Origin of the sequence: Burkholderia sp. AcTa6-5 (assembly GCF_017815075.1) — a bacterium.
In the GTDB taxonomy this organism is placed as follows: Bacteria; Pseudomonadota; Gammaproteobacteria; order Burkholderiales; family Burkholderiaceae; genus Burkholderia; species Burkholderia sola.
On sequence record NZ_JAGIQE010000010.1, the window covers coordinates 191147 to 209795 of the forward strand.

Below are 18649 nucleotides of genomic sequence, written 5' to 3' on the forward strand. Positions count from 1 at the left end.
GTTCACACCGCCATCAGTTCGTAGTCGTCGCCGATCACCATCGAGACCGGATTGAGCGCCATCAGCGAGACGGCATTGAATGTGGCCATCAGCGGGTCGATCTTCGCCTTCCCGGATGCCGCCTTGGTGATCAGGATCGCATTCCCCTTGTCCTCGACCCTCGCATTGCTGACGCACCAGTTCATGAGCGTCGAGCCACCGTGCACCAGCTCACCGCCAGCCAATTTGCGCTCGCACGTCTTGATCGCGCCGCTGAGGCGCCACCCCTGAGAAATGCCAATGATTTGTTCAGGCTCAATGCCACGGAGATCAGAAGTAAGCTCATCGATGATGTCGCCGATTCCGGCGGGATCGACGCCGATCGCCTTTTCGGTTGAAAGCAATCCAGCATCGCGAACTTGACAAACGATGTCTGCGAGGTGCGCGACGTCTTCACCCGGCATCTTCACAATCGTGAGGCTCCCCTCAGCCGCGAAATCATGCAGCCGCGGGGCAATCTCCTTCCTCCGCTCCAGCACAATTTCATGAGCCCATGCGTGGTTCCACGCAAGCCATCGGCGCGTCTTTCGATCACGGCCCAACGCGCTGAACCCGAGCAGGTCATCGAGACCACCGCCATCAATACCGATGGTCACGACTTCCGATCTTGCAAGGAGTTCTTCGAGCGTCAGCACCGGATCGGCCGCCTGCTCCCAAAAATCGGCACCAGCCCACCGATCGGAACGCAAATTCAGCCCGATCTCGATATTCAGATGCTTCGCAAGGAACTGCTGAAATGATCCGTCCGTCTTGTCGCGGTTCTTCGCTAGGTTGTCCTCAATCCATTCGGCACTGACCGAACGACCAAGATTCGGGTTAGTGATGTAGCAATATTTCGGGTCGAGATATGCCTTGCTCTTGACCATCTCATCGGGGAACTCATACAGCACGCCGAGCGACTTGCGGTCGATGATCTTTCCGTCGCGTACGTCGCGGTAATACTGCAATTTCTCCTTGAAGACGCCGGCCGGCGGGTCATCGCTTTGCGTCGTCAGGTAGATCACCCAACCTTCATCGCGCGACACCTGGCCGCCGGTAGCCTCCATGAACATCGCGGCGGCGTTGGAGCGCTTCCCGAAAACCCAATGCTCATCAACAAGAATCTTTCCCGACTTCTTGCCCGATACGGTGTCGGTATCGGCGGCCACCACTTTCAGCGATGCCCGACTCACACGATGCGTGATCGTGCGGATATGGTCCTGCACATGAAACAACGCGGACAATTCTTCGTCGGCACGCACCATCCCTGCCGCAGGCTTGAAGCTGTTTCCGGCAACTTCGATTGTCGGCGCGATGATCAGGTGCTCCTCCTCTTCGCGCCAACAGAGGATCACCGCGGTGAGCATGATCCCCGCAGCGATCGTCGACTTCGAGTTCTTCTTGCTGATGAGCAGAAAGAATTCGCGAATCAACTGGTTCCCCGTCTCGGCGTCATAGGCGCCAAAAATCGCGGATACGAAATCGAAGACCCATTGCTCGCAACACTCGCCGAACGTCGGCTTGCCGGGCAGATCGACGACACGCAATTCCTTGAAAATGGCGAGCGCCTGCGCGGCCTGGTCCGGAAAGATCGGTGCCGGGATAATCGACTCACGATCGATCAGCCGGCGCTCCCAATCTGGGCACGCAGTGGTCCATTCCATAGTCATGTCTTCTTCCCGCCATTCGCGACTAGTCGCGGCGGTGCTGCCGGCGCAAATCGATTCGCGACTCGCTTAGCTGCATCAGCGACTTCATCCTTCTTTCCGCCATCACCCTTTTTCGTGTGCGTGTATTGCACGGCCGCAATCGCGGCACGGACTTGCAGACTGCTCGCCTTGACCTTCCCGAGCGCAACATCCTTCAGGAGCGTGAGCATGTCGCGCTCGGCAATTTCTACCGAATCTTCTTTCGATCGCTTCAGGGCACCGCCGTGAGCCTGCGGCTCGAGGCGCACCGTAACCGCCGCCTTCACAGGCGATTTCGCAGCCACCGGCTTCGATTTCGGCTTACGCCCGGCGCCGGGCCGCGCGCCGCCGCGCCGCTTCGGTGCCTCCAGCGTTTGATTTTTTTCCGGTTTGATTTCGGCCGGTTTGGCCTTCGGCTTGCGACCCGCTCCCGGTCGCGAACCGCCGCGCCCATTGGGTTTGCTGGCCATTTGATTTCAGCCTCGTTTGAATTTGAAAATTGAAAAAGGGGATTTTTTCTCTGCAAGCGGGGATGCGCGGTGTCCCGCGCCGCAACACGCAGAGATTTGACCCCCTTACCCCTACAAATGAGAATTATTCCCGTTTATTGCGTGGGCCGCTGCTGCGCACAGATGGAATCGATACTCAATCTCAATTGCATCAGCGCGCTCGTGTGCGCGCCTCATTTGCGGTCTTTAGCTTGTGGCAGTCGTCACATAACAGCTGAAGATTGCTATCGTCGTTACTGCCGCCCTGCTCGAGAGGGACTTCATGGTCTACCTCATCGCGCCATGGCAGCCAAGTACATCCGCAGCCGCGGCACACGAACTGCTGCTCAACCGCGATCCGCTTTCGCGTCTCAACCCATCGGCGCCCGCGGATACGCGGCGTCGCGCCGGCCTTAGTCTCTAACGTCGAGACCCGCGATTCCTTCAGCGTCCCGACGCGAGCCTTAAGAGTCGACAAGCGCGCGACCATGTTTGATGCTCCGGGTCATTTGACCCATTCCTTCATATCGAGCGCGCAAGCACGCATACGAGTTTGAATTGTTTTTGGAGATCAACGAGTTATGCGCGCTTTCGATATTTGATGGTCATTTGATCGTAACACGCATCGCGCGCTTGATCGTCGCCTCTAGCTTTGCCTGGTCAGCCACGCGGCCGGTTACGACGCAAAGCAACGCCAACACGAACAGATACGGCTTCAACCACCATGCGATGGTGACGTTGAGGCGGAAATCCTGTTTCATGCTCATGTGGGCGCACAAATAAAAAAGCCGACCTAGCCGCGCATGCGCGCGAACGGTCGGCAACCCGACGCTCACGCGACGGAGGAGACACCAGAAATGCAAAAACCCGCCACTCGGGCGGGTTTCAGCACAGCAATGGTACGGTATAGATTGAGGCAGATTTTTGCGCACTCAATCTGCAATGTCAAGTGGCATTCCACGAAACCCATGCCGATTCCATCTTTTGCTTGGGTTCATCGACATTGACCGGCATCGAGAACGTGATGCCATGGAGTGGATGCGTCACCCACAACGCCTGACGCGGCAACTCAAACGGGAAGTTGTTGGCGTACGCATACTCGTCGTACCCCTTCAACGAACCATTGACGATCAGGCGCGGCAACTGAATCCACTGATGCCAGTGACCCAACAGCATCGTGTCGTATGACTCGCCGATCTGCGTCTGCCGACTGCGCTTCTTGTGGTCACCCCGTATGATCGGACCCAGTGCGCCGATCATGCCATCGCCGCCACGGAACTGATCGCCGTGCGTCAGCAGATAGCGGTGGCCGTAGATCCGATATAGCGCGTCGGAGCCATTCGGGATCAGGAAAGATACGCGCTTGTCGCCTTCGAAGTGCTTCGCCAGGAAGCAATACAGCAACCAATCGAACGACGTATAGTTGCGACCCTTGGCGCGGATCTTGTGAGTGTTTCGCCCATGATTGCCAGAAACGCACGGCACGAACACGCGACCGAAGTGATTCGCCAATGTCGTGATGCACCATATGAGCACGCCGAACAAGTCGATCACGGTAGGCATGATCTCAGCCTCGTTGGTCGCCATGAGTTCTTCGTGAATGTCCCCGCTGACCATATCCCCGCCCAGCGGAAACACGATGCCGGGATATTTCGGGTTGACCATGTGATTGTTCAGCAGGTCGATCGCCGTGAGCACCATGCGCCGCGCGCGGGCGTGCGCAATCTCCAAGTTGTATTCGTTCACACCGCCAATTTGCCGCGGATCGACGATTTCCGCCCAATGCCAGTCGGATGCGAAAAGCGTCGGAACACCAGGCGCGCCCTTAGCGAACTGCTTGGGCACCAACCATGCCGGCGGTTCGGTTACGGAAGATGAGAGCTTGAAAATCTTCGCCTTGACGAACTCCTCGTCCAGTTCATCGCGTGCACGCTGCGCGAGGGCCGCGCGCAAGGTGCGCAACTCCGTCTGCAACTGAGCCACATTTGAATCACTATCGGATAGCATTTCGCCGGTGCGCGCAGCACGCATCTCCGACCTTTCTGGGACGCCTTTCAGCCGGCGGCGGATACGCGTCGCATTCACACCCAACGCTCGCGCTGCAGCGCGAATGCTGCCATGCTGCTTGATAGCGGCCTTGTATTGATCGATCTCGGACATGCCAATCACCCCCGCGTATGGCGCGCATGGGTTGCAGCGCCGAAAATCGGCAACAGTTCGCGCATCAAATGCGCGAGCAGATATGCCATCACCTCGTCGTTCTCTTCCGTTACCGGAACCCCGGCCTCTTTGAGAATGAACACGACCGCATGCAGCGTTTCATGCGCCAATGTCGCGACACTGCGATCGAATACGCCGATCACGTAGATCGCACCGTCTGCGGTAGGCGGAATTTGTACGCACATTCCCGCAGCGTTCGGGCTGACGAACTGATCGCATCGGTAGTGGCCCATCGTCGCATCCCAATCCTTGCGGGTTCTACACAGGTACACATCTCCCTCAAAAAGCGGGATCGGTATGGACGGGAGGATGGGGCAACTCATGGCGCGAAAATGAAAAAGCCCACGGCTTTCGCACGTGGGCTTTTCGAGACTCTTCCCGTAGAGACAGCATTCCTACGGTATAGACGGGAGTAAGTATTTGCGCATAAAACCTGCAATGTCAAGAAAAATCGCAACCAGTCATGCCGATTTCCTCGAGCTTGGCGTCAAAGCGCACCCAAATTGGGTATTCAGCTGCACGCAAAACGTCGGAAATTTCTCTCCATCTCGTATTTACCGTTCTCGCGCTAACGCCGGCGGCCTCTGCGATCTCTTTGGACGTATGTTTCACGCCGAAATGCTTCTCGATCATCATTCGCCTAAGGGTTAAGTTGGCGAAAGACTTATCCGTCTGCTCTAACGCGAATTCACTGATGAACTCGATGGCGTTTTTCCACATCTTGTTCGGCCGCCATCCCTGACAGCATTCGTCGCCGCATTTACACTCGAACGATCGCTGCGCACACATCGCCACCACAAATGCCATTTCGAAGCGCGATAGCGCCTCGATCTCTGCCAATACCATGCCAGCCTGGCCAGCACCGTCCAGACCGATGAGCCCCTTCCCGCTTCCCATCGCAGCGCCGCCCGCTAGCTTTGCCGCCGGTGACATGGCGTATTGCTCGTACGCGTACCGCAGCGCCCATCTACATGCCGCCCGGCTGGTCTCAAACACCGCTTGTTTCGCCTTCCCCATTTTCCGCCCCGTTTGAGATGTTTCTTTCGGTATCATGCGCCCCCGAAAGAAAAGTTCTTGCACTTAAAAGACGAATTTCTCAAGATCCATTTCTAAAATTGACTTTATTGTCATGTGTGGAGAACGTCGGAGGATGCCAGCGCGGATTCAGTCGCCTTGACACGTAGACGAACACTTCCCGTCGACTGGGCGATTGAACCAACTGAATGAATTCCGGCAATTGGACGATCGCCCCGTACGTATATCGCGAATCTCGAATTACGCCACGCGGCGCGCGAGCGGTAATGCGACTGCGTATCACTTCAAGGACGTCGCATTCCATCGTCTGCTCGACGCATTCTGAGACAGGACGGCCGCGCACGATAGTGCGCTCCGGGATGCGGGCCGTGATTTTCATGCGACCACCAACAAGCCGCGCTCGATCAGCTCGACCAGTGTCTGTTTCACCAGCACCGTCTCGAGCATCCGCCGTTCATCCTTCGGCAAGCCGCCGCCTTGGTCGAGTTCTGAATGGCACTTCACGCACAACGCCATCAGACAAGCATCCGATGCCTTGATGGCACCGCCCTTGCCTTGGTTTTCATGGGCTGCCTGCGTCTTGTTCTCGAGCCCGCATTTCATGCACGGCAGTGACGCGACGGCGCGGCGCAATGCCTCCGACCGGAACGTCTGTGGCTTTGGGAAAATCAGCTTCGCGGGCATGGCATGCCACCTTCGCGCCGTGGCGCACACTGATGATGTACGACGTGATGGCGCAGCAGCAGAATCGCGCCATCATGCGGACGATCCGTCCATACCTTGGTCTTGATGTGGGGATGACTTACTTCCCATGCATGTCCGCCAGGGCCGACGAGGTATTTGGCGCGGGGCTTAACGGTCTGCATGTTCACCTCTGCTGCCAGCAACCGATGCCCCCAGAAGTTCGTCTTGCTTCGCGTATAGCGGCACTACATCGCCATCACGCAGGTACTTTGCATCGACGTGCTCGAAGTGAGGATGCAACTCACGTCTATCATTGGGTGCCGTATTGATAAAGTGACCGACGCAGACGTATTCATGCGCATGCGCAGCGCGCGCCAGGTTCGCAGCGGCCGGTGACTCCAGCGCCGCGAGGACATCTTCCAGCGCCGCGTTATAGCCGTCGCGATATTGCGACTCCGGCTCGTCCGACGGCCCGAGTTCGCCGGCTGGATTTTCGATGAACAGCGCCTTGACGAGATCGATCACCGATGCTTGACCTTCGACATCACCCGCATTGCCCTTCGAATGTGAATGGATTTCGTCGACCGGCGCGACGCGGTTCGCGAACTTGTCGACGAGTTCCTGCGTGCGGCGCGTCGATTCATCGAGATACCACGCAGAGTCAATGCCCACACCGTCGTACCGCGGCTCGCGCAGTGCATGCTCAATGGCACTGCGCGCGAAGTCGAACAGATCGCGACGATCGAGGACGACGTCAAACTGGTCGAGCAGCTCGACGTGGAATCCCAGTCGGCATGTCGGCGCGCCGTGATGCCACAGGAATAGGCAATACGCGATCACGTCGAGCGGATCGCCCTTCGTGATGTGGTGGTACATCTTCGCCCTGCATTCGCTCATCCAGTTCGGGGAAAGCCAGCCATCGCGATAACCGTACTTCTGTTCGGCTCGCGCGAGCTTGTCGCGCACTGCAGCCATACCGCGCACGACGAGATATTCGGTTGCCGGGTGGAGAGGTTGTTTTTCGCTCACGATTGATCCTTGCGATCGATTACGCGCAGTCCTGCGCGTTGAAGAAGGAGGACAAGCGCTGCCGCAGCTTGGAGCGGTACAACGCCATTTCCGATTTGACGGAGCTGGTGATTCCGGGATTCGTCCACCAGACAGGCCATCCCATCAGCCAGCATGCGAACGCCGGATTCAACCGCGGGCGCGAGGTCTGGACGTCCGGCGATGATGCCCCCCCATCGTTCGTCACCGGGGCCTGGCGCAAAGAGCTCGCCATCCCATGCGCCGCGTCCTGAAGATTCACGGCGTGCCCCTGCTGACGGCGAATCTCCGGATCCTGCCCCGATCCACGTATGCTGTTCTCGGTACATGCCGTCGGGGTTGGCCAGTGCCGCGTCTCCGACTCCAGCCCAATCTGCCTCTTGCCGTTCTCCGTCTTGCCCCGATTCGCGACAACCTCGGCCGATACCGAACGACCTCCGTTCGGCACATTCGGAGTCGCCCACTGTGCCGACATGCTGGGCAGCATCGGATCCCCGGCGCTCCCATGCTGATTCGGGCCACCCTTCGTTCCGTCCGTTGCGCGCGGCATCGGCCATGCCAGCACCTTTACCTGGAGGGACGTGATTGTCTCGGTAGCCTCGCCCGTTCTCCCAAGCTTCTCCATGCGCATGCGCTTGTATGCCTCCGGAGATTTGTTGTCGTCCTGCGCCACCGGCGTCGGCCAGTTCTGATCGACCTGTCCCGACAATCGTAGATTGATGGAGCATCCCCGCCGCTCCGGGCTGCGGTTCCCATAGCTGTACTTCATCCCCTTCGCATCGCTGCACGCCGGGGTTCCCCAACCGCCAGGCGAAACAAAACCACCGCTCACGCTGGTGATTTCCGCCCACGTCGGACGCGCGTATATGCGCCCATTCCGCATGCCACCCGCGATCGGCCAGTTCTCCCACGACCCGGGAAGCTGCGCGCTCGAAGAGCTCGCCATCCTCTTCGTCCACAACGGAGGCAGTGGCAGATATGATTCCTGAGACGTTCTCCAGAATGAGGAGCGCCGCACCGCAATCGGTAGCGATGTCGACGACGTTGAAGAAAAGACCAGAGCGCTTACCGTCGAGGCCGGCGCGCCGCCCAGCGACGGAGATGTCTTGGCACGGGAATCCAGCAACAACGCAATCCACGCTTCCGCGCCACGCTGAGCCGTCGAACGTGAGAAGGTCAGACCAGACAGGCGCCGGATCAAGCGCTCCTTCTTCCATAAGCGTGACAAGTTGGCCGGCGGCACTGGCTTCCCGCTCCACGTAACAAGCGGTTCGGTGGCTGATTCCGAAATGCTCGAGTGCAGCCCTGACACCCTCTCCGAGCATTCCGACTCCGGCACAAAGCTCGATGGAATGAATAACCAGGTCATTCACTGGACCTCCGCACCACGGTAGAGGCGGCCCATGCCTTCGCGGGCCGCCGCGCCTTGTTCATCTGCCGCAGCAGCACGAAGCCCGCGATCGAACTCCGTCTTCGGGAACCCGCAGAGATACGGATTCGGCGCGAGAGACCCAAACCGTTCATATGCGCGCCGCCCCTCGCCGTAGTAGTCGCGCTCGTTGTTGCGCTTGCGTTCCTTTTTCATCGTGATGATCTCCACGGTTGCAGCTCGGTGTCGTAGCCGAGCATGAGCGGATGCTTCGGATCGCCGGATGCGGTAAGGCCGAACGTCATCACTGATTTCGTGGCCCCGTTCATCAGGCGGCTGATCATGTCGAGGCGCGGCAGAAGCGATGGCAGCAGCTTGCCGCGGGCACCCCAGCACGGAACGATGATGTCGGCGTCGTTGAGGATGCTGGCGAGGTGGGCGTCGTTCATCGGGCCAACCGGATCGTCGGCAGACGCGAGCGCACCGACGTCGGTCGCGCGGTAGGCGTACACATTGCCGACGATGAACTTGCGGCCACCCCACCGCGAAACGAAGCCGATCCATTTCCGAACGGTCGCATCGTCGATGCTGGCATCTGCGGTGGACGGGTTGATCCCGATGAACGCGTATGTCGGTCCGTCGAGACCGACTTCACGCTCGAGGCGATAGCGGTAGGTTCCGCATGTGCTGATGATGGCGCTCACGATGCACCTCCCATGCGTATCCAGCCCTTCGTCGTCGCCTTGATCTTCCCGGCCTTGCGCAGCGCCTGCAGGCGTCTGTCGACGACCCGCCAACCCACAACTTCGCCGAAGGTGGTCGGCTTGCATTCCTCGCGCGCGAGACGCTCGCTTTCCCGCCGAACCTCGCCGGTGTTGACCGCGACGAACTTCTTCGGGGTTTCGTTGATTGCCGCGAGGATCAGATCGTCGAGTGTCTGGTATTTGCTCACGATGCCTCTCCTGCGCGGCCGGCGTCGATGGCGCGGCGAATCGCCACAAGCGTGTCCGGTACGCCAAGAACGTCGAAATACGCCGCGACATCCAATGCGAAATCCAGCGTGACAGGAGCGCGACCGAACTCCATTGCAGACACTTGCGCGCTCGGAATATTCAGGCTTTTCGCCATATCGCCCAGCAACGTGCCGGTGACGATTCGCAATGCGCGCACGAGCATGCCGTAGGGCGTTAGCGGATTCGTGAGGCTCGGCTGTTCTTCCGTCACCTCGACTCGCGGCTCCGGCAGCTTCAGTTCGCCGCGTTGGATCTTGATCGCGTTGTCGAGCGCGTCAATATGCTCGTCGGTCAAGACATGCGCACGGTCGCACTCGATCACGGCGATTGCTGCTGCGATGACGCCGGCCGAGGCTTGCGGCTCCGGCTGCACCGGATGCGCAATCAGCACTTCCAGCAAGCCGTTCGCGGCCTCAACGTGTTCCGGCCCGCGCCCGCGCAAGCACGCCTCGGCGCGCTCGATCTTGTCGCGGTGATCGTCGGTGAGGGAAGCTCGCGGCTCCGGCTGCTGGGTGGCGAGAAGGGCGCGGACGCATTTGACGACAGCCTGCCGTACGCCGTGCAGTCCGCATGCGTTCGCCATGGACTCGATGTCTTCGTCCGTCAGCCCGACAGGAGCGGATGCCGGGGCGGGAGGGGGCGGGGCGGTGTAGAGCGCAAGCTCATCGTCCTCGGTGACATGGCCGGTTTCGCGCCAGTAGACCCATGCGTCGGATGTGAGGTCTTCGAGCTGTTCGAGCTGCTCTTTCGTGATCCAGCACACCGGTTCCGCCGCCTGCGCGGGGGCGGCGTAGTTGGCATCGACCCACTGATCGCGCTCGTCCTTAAGCTTCTGGATCGCGTCGAGAATCGGTTCTGCGCCGCCGTCTTCGGGATCGAGGCCGAGCGCTTCATTGATGAGCCCGAGGTCATGACAGGCGGCATGGAACATGCGCGTCATGCTCGCGAGTTCACTCGCCGCTTCCGCCCCCGCCGCATTGGGCGACGAGGCGCGGGCGTAATCGAGCGCTTCGAGCCATGCGCCGCGTTGGCTATCCCACACGTCCTGAGCAATTCCTTCCGTTTCCGGCCGGTCGTAGCCCATCAGCTCCACGAACGCCGCCTGCTCATCCGTCCGCGCGGACTGTATGCGGCAGACACCGTCGTAGCCGAAGCGATACACCGCCTCATCTGCCGTTCGCGGCTCGGGCTGGATCGATGCGTCCTTGGGATGTGCCACGCACGGATCCTCCGCCTCACGCTTGCATGCGCCAGAGGCGCAACCGCGCGAGCACTCGGCGTCGGAGATTGCGCACACGCGCACGGTTGCGGCGTTTTCGTTACTCATCGCACGTCTCCTTGCGGCTGAGCCGCGCGCGGCCGCTTCAACTCGTCCGTGTCGGCGATCGTGAAATGGCGAGGGTGCTTGTCGGCGTACTTCGCGCGGATCTTCGGCATCAGCGCTTCGAGCTCGGCGCGCACTTCTGCCAGGCGCTCGTGATTGCCCGGCGGCCGATCGTCGATGACGTTGCCCGTCAGCATGGCGTCGACGACGATGTTCAGGCAGCACATCGCGTTCGCGAGGTGCGGCGTACCGTCTGCGGGGTCGTAAAACTCCCCTTCCCAGAACGCGTCCATGTGGCGATCGTGCGCGGCCTTGTAGACGGAGAGACGGATGCCGGCGGCACGCCAGTTCCATGCGCCATATTTCACGTTGCCGAGGTAGTGCGCGATTGCCTGGTATGCCTTCACGAACGGCGACAGGAGGTGCAGCGGGAGCTTGTCGGTTGCGATGGCGTCCTTCGGGTTAGTCGGCTTTCCACCGTCGGGAATTTCAGGCGATCCCGAGAAATCGATCGGCGTATGGAAACGCGCGCGGCACGTTTCGAGTGAGCGAAGATCAACCTCCGGTTCGCTCAGTGATATCCGCTGCTCGAACATCTGCGGCGTCTCGCCGGGGAACGGTTTGGGAGCGTCGTCGGGTATCGCCGTGCCTTCAATGATCGGCGCAGCGCCTCGGTGATTCCCCGTCTGCTCGAGCCAGTGCTCGCGAAACTTCTCTTCCGGGATGTCGGTGCATGCGCGGAGTGTTTCCTTCGGCACGGAGTCATGTTGAACATGACTTTCGGTTTCCCGTGAAACAGCGTCACCGCGTGAAACGCTGCCGGGTTTCTGATCGGCAGGACCCAGATCGGTGAGATCGACGACGAGCGGCGTGCGCGAATCGCCCACGCGGACGAGCCGATACTGCATGCCATAAAAGCCGGTGACATGGCCTTCCTGACCAGTCGTCAGGACGATCACTCGCTTCCCCACCTTTGTCCACTCCGCCGCATGATTTGATGCATCACTCATTTTTTAGCACTCCTCAAACTTCCAGCCACAAGAATCATCGCGATGGACCGCGACGAATCGGAAAGGGAATTGCTCGGCCGCGATCTTCACCGTCGTGAGCGGCTCGTTTTTTGCCGCATCCATGACGTGGTGCATCTCGAGGTGTCCGCTGGCGACCATCACGGCGAAGTTCGGGCCGTAATACGTCTCGTCAGCCAGGCGCAACTTGATCGGATTCGCGCGGAACCAGAGAACATCGCCACGCAGCCGGAGCGTCGCGAGCAATTCGCCGTACGCTTCAATCGCGGCGTCCACTTTTCGTGTACGCACGTGGCCGAGTGAACGCATGACGGTTGCGCCAGCCTTCGCGGGCTCAGGAGCGGACTCCAAGAACTTCGCGCCGGTCTTCACCTTCTCTGCGAGGTCGGCCCGGAATCGCTTCTGCGGAACCTTCGATACCGTCCCGCGTTCGTGGCGCGATAAGCACTCCTCCTGCTTCATCGCCTCGATGCCAGCGTCGAAACCAGCGGCGATGTCGTCGAACTCGCTGTTCGGCTTTGTGCCGTGCATCTCGGCGAGCTTGCGTTGGGCGTAACCGCGGATCGGCGTCGTAGCGCTTTCGCGGACCGCCCCGCCCGCACGCGCCGTCGCTTTCTTCTTCATGCCCGCACCTCGTCCGTCACGTCGTCGTTGATCGGCACGCCGCTGATTGGCCGAAGACGACTGTCCTCGCAGAAGTGCTCAGTGAGAAACTCGCCACTCTTCAGCAGCATCGGGTCTCGTGATCGGCATTCCCACATCTGCATCTCACCGCTCCATGCGATGACCTCGACGATGCGTCCGATGTTTTGTGGGATGGTTGATGCGATCACGAAGGCAAGATCGCCGGGCTTGCAGTTCATGCTGCCTCCCCATCTTCGACAACGACATGGCCGCGCCGGGACGACAGCACGCGCAGCGCCGACTCGGCATCTCTGATCGCCTTTCGGCATGCGTTTCGCTCGGGAATGCGCGCGCTGTAATCAGCCCACGCCTCGAACGGATTCGTTGCAGCAGCCCACCGGATTTCGTCGAGGTTCGCGTATTCACTGCGCGCCTTATTGGCTCGCGCAAGTTCTTCCCGTGCCGCCTCGAATATCTGTCTGCGTGACGTCATGTTCAGTCTCCGTTATACGACCAGGTGCCGACTCGTTTTTCCTGCGGCCGGCGCAGCGGTCGATCCTTCATGCTGAATCGCGCGGGTCGGAGCGCAGATGTACTGGGCGCCATTGATAGAAAGTGCAGCGCCGGCGAAATCGCAAGTCGACGCCACTCGCAGCGACGTATAGGCCATTCCGCCGATGACTCCGAGCCACGCGAAAAATGCATATGCGATGATTCGTTTCATGCTTCCACCTCGACGTCGTCGTTCGAATGAATGGTCATGTCCTGCTTGAAAACGCGGCCGGCAGTAGCCGTAAGAACCGAATCCGGGGCAGCCCGGATGACCCACGGATTGAAGGCGGCAGCGGCAATCTTCTGGCGGCGTTTGTATTCGCGGCGGCATAGCGCCGTATCTTTTCTCGGTGGCCGCGGAGCGTCTGGTTCGCATCCAATCGCCCAGATTGGTGCGAGCCCATGCAACCCGACGCGCCTCCATGCGATCACGTAGAAGTCTTTCCCGCGGCCACGTCGCATCGTGCGACGTACGCTATCGAGGCTGTATTCGAGGCGAGCGACGATATCTTCCGTAGCCATCGGGCCATGCTTCGCGAGCAATGCAATGACGCATGCGCGAACGACCGACAGGGAACCATCCGTCGCGGCAGGCTTCGAGCCAGCGACGCCGAGTTGACGCGCGCGCACCTTGACGGATGAATAGGACCGACCGGGCAGAGAGTTCAGCCGCGACTTGATGGATGAGTTCGATGCGTAGATTTCACGCACGATCCGATCCTCATCAGCCGTGTATCCGCGCTCGCGATGGATCTGCAAACGCATGCGCTCGCTCTGGCTTTTCAACGCGGAATACGTCCGCCCCACAAAGCGATTCGCTTCGTCACGCAAAACGCGACGTTGTTCAGCAATCTCGATCAGGAGACTGGTCTCCTCAGGCGTCCATGGCCGGCGAGTGATTTTCGCCTTCATGCAGGCGTTCATTGTTTTCATGCAGACACCTGAGGAATGAGGGATTCGAACGGGTTGAACTTCGCGCGCCGCCGCGCGCGCCTTTGGCGAATACGTGCGCATTCGCGCACGGTCTTGCGTTCGTAGTTCGGGACATCTGGGCCCGGACCTGCCGCCCACCGCTTCGCCCAGTTCGTCGGGCGACGCTTCCAGCCACCGATGTGGAAAAGCGTTCCGTGACCTTCCTTGAGCACGAGATAGACGTGAGCGAGCGAAACGCCCGTCGCGGCAACTATCTCGTATGGGGTCGTTGGGCCGTTCTCGTCGAGGAATCGGAAAATCTCGCCGGGTGCCCACGTCAGATGGGAACCACGTGGCGCGAGCCCCTTGCCAGTAAGCTTGAGAACTCGCGCGCGCTTCTGGACGCTTCCTTGGGAGCGGTCGACGAGCTCGCGCGCGATCACCTTCGGCCCCTTTGAAGCGCGGTATCCGCTGACGATCACGGCGTCTTCTTCGGGCGACCACAGGCGATATGCGGGACGGGTATTCATGCCGCATGCCTCCCATCGTTCATGCGCTCAATGATCCGGGCCTTGTATTGCTTCAGGCTCTCGCCTTGGCGCCCTTCGTCCATGCCGAGCTCGCGCGCCGCCGCCTTCAGGCTTTTCTCGTCGTCGCCGAGTGCGATGCGCTTCTTCGATGCACGCTCCGGCGGGTTGATCATCTCGTCGATGATCTTGGCGAGGTAGTTCGCCGGAATGTGGGCGAGCTTGTAGTCCTTGGCCTTGGCGATCGCGATGGTGAACTGCCCTTCCGTGACGCCGGCGCGCCGCCATCCGATCAGGAGATCACTCGATGCGTCGATCTGCACACCGCGATCCTGCAGCCATTCGACCGACACCGACAGCGGGGGCATTCCATCATCCGACACGCGTGCGGGGGCCGCCATGCCGCTCGCTACGCCTTGCCGATGTGCTGAGCCATCCGGACCCGCAGCAACGACGCCAGCGGCCGATTCTTGGCTTGCGGGGTTCAGGGTTTGGGAATCGGTACGATTCCCCTCAGTCGTCGTCTCGTCTTTTTGCTGTTGCTGGTCGTCAGCCAAGTTATCCACAGGCTCACCGGCTGCAGTGCACAGACGACGACTATTAGTAGGTTCCTGTTCCTGCTCCTGCTTCTGGATCGCCATAGTCTTTCCGGAAGCCATGTCGAAAGCCTTCCCGGAAGCCTTAACGATAGGCTTTGCGAAAGCCTTGTCGAAAGCCTTTCCGAAAGCCTCTCCGAGGCCATGGATAAAGGACTTCAGGACTTCGAATGCCTCGACCTTGAGGTCGCATTCCGGCAACTGTGGCCACTCCTTACCCCACGACGTGACCACGTTTGGCGACGCCGGCCGATTGCACTCGACCGCCTTCGGAATCCACACAAACTTGGCTTGCCAGTCGGCTTTCGCCATGCCTCGCCGAAAGACTTCCGCAAAGGCTTCGTCGAAGGCTTCCGGGGTCCAACCGAGTTCTTCGGCCAGGCCGGCGCGGCCAGCGCGGAAAACGCCGGGTATCGGGCCAGTGTGCGGCCCGGTGAGCAGGTAGACCCAGAGACCTTGGCCGGATGGCGGGATCGGTGACAGCGCGCAGAACTTCTGGTCTGCCCACATGCGGACCTCGATCACGCGGTAGCGGCTGCGCTCGGGGAGTTCTTTCTTCGTGGCCATTTACATGTCCCCGATCAATCCGTCCTGCTTCACGATGCTGCGGAGGTTCCCTTCGGCCTGGGCAAAATAGCTCTCCTTGAGCTCGACGCCCACCGCGCGCCGCCCCATTTCGACCGCCACGTAGAGCTCACTTCCGATGCCGGCGAACGGGGACAGCACGACATCGCCGGGATTCGTCCACAAATCGATACCGCGGCGAATCACCTCGAGCTGCAGCGGGCAAATATGGCGCTCGTCATCGTGCTCGCGTGCGCTCTTGTGCTGCAGCGTGTCGGACGGATTGATGTCCATCCAGATTGGCGACGCGACCTGTTGCCACTTAGATACCGGATATTGGCCAGGATCGTGTTTCACGCGTTCCTCCACGTCGCCGGGTGCGCGCATCGTGATCAGGTAGTCAGGAATGCCCTGCCGGCACATGCTCGCGTTCTCGCGCACGGACTTGTGGAGCAGGCCGAGTGCCTTCGTCCGCTGCATGGCCGTCACCGGATCCTTCCAGATCACGACCTCGGAGTGGTGGATGAAGCCGTGCGACTGGAAAGCCCTTATCAGATCGCCGCGAAAGTCCTTGAGGCCGATGTAGCCGTCACGCTCCTTGCTCGATGGAAGCAGCATGCAATGGAACGAGAGAACGCGGCCGGGTTTCATGACCCGCCTGAGCTCGGCGATCAAATATCCCATGTGCTCGAAGAACTCAGCGTCGGTGCGGCAGTTGCCCATATCACGCGTCGAGTTGCTGTACGTGTACAGCGACGCGAACGGCGGCGAAAAGATCGAGTAATCGATGCTGCGATCCGGCAGCCCTTGGACGACCTCCACGCAGTCCCCGTTATAGATCGTCCAGTTATCGCCGGCGGCTTGTTTGATGACAGTCATACGTTCTCCGTTGCCAACCACGCAGGAATGGCAATCTGCGTCTCGGCGCGATACGCGTTCGTATTTCGTGCGGTGCCGAAGATCTCGCTGCGCATCGCTTCTCGCGTTTCGAAGGCGAGCGCCTCGGCCATTTCTTGTGCGTCACGTTCCTTGCGTTTCAGGTTCGCGACGACAGAACCTTCCTCCTCGCTCGCGAACGTATGGACGTTCACCGATTGCGTCTGTCCGAATCTCCAACAGCGGCGCACCGCCTGGTAATACGACTCGAATGAATCGGTAACACCAACGAACGCCATGTCGCGGCAGTGCTGCCAGTTGAGTCCCCACCCTGCGATCGATGGCTTCGTGACCAGCACGCGAATACGGCCTTCGGCGAAGTCGAGGAACGCTGATTCCTTTTCATCAGGGGTATGACTACCTCGAATCTCTACGGCGCCGTGGATCGATCTCGCGAGAGCCTCGCTCTCGGCATTCAAATCGCACCAGACGATCCACGGGCGATCAGTGGCATTGACGATCCCGGCCGTCATATGGACGCGCGCCGACAACGAACGCTTTCGCGCATCCCTACGCTCGCTCATCGTGCGAGCTTCGGTGGGAAACAGGCCGTCGTTCATGAATTCATCTGAGGCCACGGTATGCTCGTGATGTACGAGCGGCGGGAGTTCGTATCGCGCGTCGTCATATCCGAGATCAGACGGCTTCCTGACGAGAGCGCCCCAGGTCGCTACCCAGCGCCAAAATTCCTGCCGCGCGTGCCCCTTCAGTCGCCACGTCTGCGTATCACCGCCGTCATGGATGAAGAATTCGGCGAGCATCTCGGGGCGGCTGCAAACATCCAGAAATTCCGCGTGCGTTCCCAACTCCGTCCAGTCGTTCGGCGCCGGCGTTGCGGTCGCGCAAAGGCGGAATGGGGTTTTCGAGAAAACATCAACAAGCATCGAGAATGTCTTCGCGTTGTGATGCTTGATGCAACTCGATTCGTCGAGCCCTACTGCGCCGAAACGACCGGCATCGAAGCGATGCAGGCGGTCGTAATTGGTAATGTTGATGCCAGGCCGCACGTCGCTGTCGTCCCTGCAGACATTGACGTCAATTCCGATCGTGGCACCTATCCGCGCTGTCTGGGCTGCGACAGCGAGTGGCGCGAGCAGAATTACATCGAGGCTGCGGGCACGCACGAGCGCATCCGCCCATGCGAGTTCGATATAGCTCTTGCCGAGTCCCGTATCCGCAAAAACGGCTGATCTGCCCTTGCGAAGTGCCCAATGCGTAAGCATTGATTGATGACCGAACATTGATGGCGGCAGCGACGGAATATGATCGAGCCCGTTCGACGGTGCCATCCGGAATTTCCGCGCGAGGAATTGCTGATATCCCGTCATCGCGCCGCCCTCCAGCAAAACGCAGCAGCCGCTGCGATCACCGCGAGCATGCCGAAAATGAGGATGTCAGCATCCATCAACGCACCCCGTTTGCCGCGCTGAGCGCGAGTGATGCCCGCCGCGTGATGCGGCCATAGAGCTTGTTCATGGTCATTTCTCGTCGGCGTTGATCGCGTCGAGTAGTGCGAGGTCGGCGTCCGTCAGGACGCGGACCTCATCGGAAAGCATCACGTTGCCGCCGGCGCGCATCTGGCTCAGCGCGAGCAGCGCGGCCTTATGGCTACTGAATTCGCCCAGCAGGCGATCATCGAGCCACAGTTCGGCGCCGACGACCGTGAAATCCTGATCCCAGTTCATGGCCGAGCCTCGTTACGAGCGCGGGATTCGTCGAGGATCTTCGTGGCCTGTTCCGGGCTGATGACCCCATTAGCCATCCCCGAATAGACATGAATCTTCAGGCCCGCTGCTCTACTCTTTCGTGCGCTACCAGTAAAGCGGTTGAAGAACCGGCGCAGCACGTAACCACGCACGATCGAAATGGCGGTGTAGATGAGGCCGAGCAGGATGTTCGCTGTCGCGCTGATGTGCATCCCGAACAGCGGAAAGATCAAAAGGTTCGCGGTGTAGTTGATGAGGTAGCCGATGGCCGTGTTGGTCAGGGCTTCGATAAACGAACCGCGTTTTGTCTGGCTCACT

General features: G+C 60.0%; 26 protein-coding genes and 1 pseudogene. All 27 read right to left on the reverse strand.

The features are described from left to right. Positions 1 to 2: 2 nt before the first annotated feature. The 27 genes and pseudogenes from J8I33_RS15990 to J8I33_RS16115 all read right to left on the reverse strand — a co-directional run bounded on the left by J8I33_RS15990 (position 3) and on the right by J8I33_RS16115 (position 18648). On the reverse strand, positions 3 to 1682 hold the full coding sequence (locus tag J8I33_RS15990) for a terminase large subunit (protein WP_209937883.1): 1680 nt from the start codon (positions 1680 to 1682) through the stop codon (positions 3 to 5). Positions 1683 to 1684: 2 nt separating this feature from the next. Then, entirely contained in the window at positions 1685 to 2176 is a 492-nt protein-coding gene (locus tag J8I33_RS15995) for a hypothetical protein (protein ID WP_209937889.1), read from the reverse strand. Between the two features lie 190 nt (positions 2177 to 2366). Next, positions 2367 to 2684, reverse strand: coding sequence for an HNH endonuclease signature motif containing protein (locus tag J8I33_RS16000; RefSeq protein ID WP_209937897.1), 318 nt, complete (start codon positions 2682 to 2684; stop codon positions 2367 to 2369). 115 nt (positions 2685 to 2799) lie between these two features. Next, positions 2800 to 2961 (reverse strand): hypothetical protein, encoded by a 162-nt coding sequence (locus tag J8I33_RS16005; protein WP_209937905.1) that lies wholly within the window; start codon positions 2959 to 2961, stop codon positions 2800 to 2802. Positions 2962 to 3139: 178 nt separating this feature from the next. After that, on the reverse strand, positions 3140 to 4354 hold the full coding sequence (locus J8I33_RS16010; protein ID WP_209937906.1) for a hypothetical protein: 1215 nt from the start codon (positions 4352 to 4354) through the stop codon (positions 3140 to 3142). A 5-nt stretch (positions 4355 to 4359) separates the two neighbouring features. Beyond that, complete coding sequence (locus tag J8I33_RS16015) at positions 4360 to 4647, reverse strand: hypothetical protein (protein WP_209937909.1); 288 nt, start codon at positions 4645 to 4647, stop codon at positions 4360 to 4362. 208 nt (positions 4648 to 4855) lie between these two features. Further along, on the reverse strand, positions 4856 to 5494 hold the full coding sequence (locus J8I33_RS16020) for a hypothetical protein (RefSeq protein WP_209937915.1): 639 nt from the start codon (positions 5492 to 5494) through the stop codon (positions 4856 to 4858). 330 nt (positions 5495 to 5824) lie between these two features. Further along, on the reverse strand, positions 5825 to 6133 hold the full coding sequence (locus J8I33_RS16025; protein ID WP_209937923.1) for a hypothetical protein: 309 nt from the start codon (positions 6131 to 6133) through the stop codon (positions 5825 to 5827). 168 nt (positions 6134 to 6301) lie between these two features. Next, positions 6302 to 7162, reverse strand: coding sequence for a hypothetical protein (locus tag J8I33_RS16030; RefSeq protein ID WP_209937931.1), 861 nt, complete (start codon positions 7160 to 7162; stop codon positions 6302 to 6304). Positions 7163 to 7181: 19 nt separating this feature from the next. Beyond that, positions 7182 to 7949 carry a hypothetical protein gene (locus J8I33_RS34490; protein WP_245172117.1) on the reverse strand — a complete coding sequence of 256 codons (768 nt, stop codon included), beginning with the start codon at positions 7947 to 7949 and terminating at the stop codon, positions 7182 to 7184. A gap of 40 nt (positions 7950 to 7989) precedes the next feature. After that, positions 7990 to 8553 (reverse strand): annotated as a pseudogene (locus tag J8I33_RS34495) (DNA cytosine methyltransferase); the annotation flags it as partial. After that, positions 8550 to 8780: a hypothetical protein gene (locus J8I33_RS16040; RefSeq protein WP_209937938.1), complete on the reverse strand. Its 231-nt coding sequence runs from the start codon at positions 8778 to 8780 to the stop codon at positions 8550 to 8552. The gene J8I33_RS16040 and the pseudogene J8I33_RS34495, both read right to left, overlap by 4 nt. Next, on the reverse strand, positions 8762 to 9253 hold the full coding sequence (locus tag J8I33_RS16045) for a DUF1643 domain-containing protein (protein ID WP_209937945.1): 492 nt from the start codon (positions 9251 to 9253) through the stop codon (positions 8762 to 8764). Before J8I33_RS16045 ends, J8I33_RS16040 begins: the two co-directional genes overlap by 19 nt. After that, a complete protein-coding gene (locus J8I33_RS16050) occupies positions 9250 to 9501 on the reverse strand; it encodes a hypothetical protein (protein ID WP_209937952.1) in 252 nt (83 codons plus the stop codon). Before J8I33_RS16050 ends, J8I33_RS16045 begins: the two co-directional genes overlap by 4 nt. Beyond that, positions 9498 to 10889: a helix-turn-helix domain-containing protein gene (locus tag J8I33_RS16055; protein WP_209937958.1), complete on the reverse strand. Its 1392-nt coding sequence runs from the start codon at positions 10887 to 10889 to the stop codon at positions 9498 to 9500. Before J8I33_RS16055 ends, J8I33_RS16050 begins: the two co-directional genes overlap by 4 nt. After that, complete coding sequence (locus J8I33_RS16060; RefSeq protein ID WP_209937965.1) at positions 10886 to 11896, reverse strand: dATP/dGTP diphosphohydrolase domain-containing protein; 1011 nt, start codon at positions 11894 to 11896, stop codon at positions 10886 to 10888. The genes J8I33_RS16055 and J8I33_RS16060 overlap by 4 nt, the downstream gene beginning before the upstream one ends. A gap of 3 nt (positions 11897 to 11899) precedes the next feature. After that, positions 11900 to 12538: a hypothetical protein gene (locus J8I33_RS16065; protein WP_209937968.1), complete on the reverse strand. Its 639-nt coding sequence runs from the start codon at positions 12536 to 12538 to the stop codon at positions 11900 to 11902. Next, positions 12535 to 12777, reverse strand: coding sequence for a hypothetical protein (locus tag J8I33_RS16070; protein ID WP_209937970.1), 243 nt, complete (start codon positions 12775 to 12777; stop codon positions 12535 to 12537). The genes J8I33_RS16065 and J8I33_RS16070 overlap by 4 nt, the downstream gene beginning before the upstream one ends. After that, complete coding sequence (locus J8I33_RS16075) at positions 12774 to 13031, reverse strand: hypothetical protein (protein WP_209937972.1); 258 nt, start codon at positions 13029 to 13031, stop codon at positions 12774 to 12776. The genes J8I33_RS16070 and J8I33_RS16075 overlap by 4 nt, the downstream gene beginning before the upstream one ends. Positions 13032 to 13043: 12 nt before the next feature. After that, positions 13044 to 13262 carry a hypothetical protein gene (locus tag J8I33_RS16080; protein WP_209937974.1) on the reverse strand — a complete coding sequence of 73 codons (219 nt, stop codon included), beginning with the start codon at positions 13260 to 13262 and terminating at the stop codon, positions 13044 to 13046. Then, complete coding sequence (locus J8I33_RS16085) at positions 13259 to 14023, reverse strand: hypothetical protein (RefSeq protein WP_209937976.1); 765 nt, start codon at positions 14021 to 14023, stop codon at positions 13259 to 13261. Before J8I33_RS16085 ends, J8I33_RS16080 begins: the two co-directional genes overlap by 4 nt. Continuing rightward, the gene (locus J8I33_RS16090) at positions 14020 to 14532 is read right to left on the reverse strand and encodes a hypothetical protein (protein ID WP_209937978.1); all 513 of its coding nucleotides are present in this window, start codon (positions 14530 to 14532) and stop codon (positions 14020 to 14022) included. The genes J8I33_RS16085 and J8I33_RS16090 overlap by 4 nt, the downstream gene beginning before the upstream one ends. Continuing rightward, a complete protein-coding gene (locus J8I33_RS16095; protein WP_209937980.1) occupies positions 14529 to 15692 on the reverse strand; it encodes a hypothetical protein in 1164 nt (387 codons plus the stop codon). Before J8I33_RS16095 ends, J8I33_RS16090 begins: the two co-directional genes overlap by 4 nt. After that, the gene (locus tag J8I33_RS16100) at positions 15693 to 16568 is read right to left on the reverse strand and encodes a site-specific DNA-methyltransferase (RefSeq protein WP_209937982.1); all 876 of its coding nucleotides are present in this window, start codon (positions 16566 to 16568) and stop codon (positions 15693 to 15695) included. After that, the gene (locus J8I33_RS16105; RefSeq protein WP_209937984.1) at positions 16565 to 17953 is read right to left on the reverse strand and encodes a helicase-related protein; all 1389 of its coding nucleotides are present in this window, start codon (positions 17951 to 17953) and stop codon (positions 16565 to 16567) included. Before J8I33_RS16105 ends, J8I33_RS16100 begins: the two co-directional genes overlap by 4 nt. Positions 17954 to 18103: 150 nt before the next feature. Continuing rightward, entirely contained in the window at positions 18104 to 18310 is a 207-nt protein-coding gene (locus J8I33_RS16110; RefSeq protein WP_209937986.1) for a hypothetical protein, read from the reverse strand. Beyond that, positions 18307 to 18648: a hypothetical protein gene (locus J8I33_RS16115; protein ID WP_209937988.1), complete on the reverse strand. Its 342-nt coding sequence runs from the start codon at positions 18646 to 18648 to the stop codon at positions 18307 to 18309. Before J8I33_RS16115 ends, J8I33_RS16110 begins: the two co-directional genes overlap by 4 nt. Between the last annotated feature and the right edge of the window lies 1 nt (position 18649).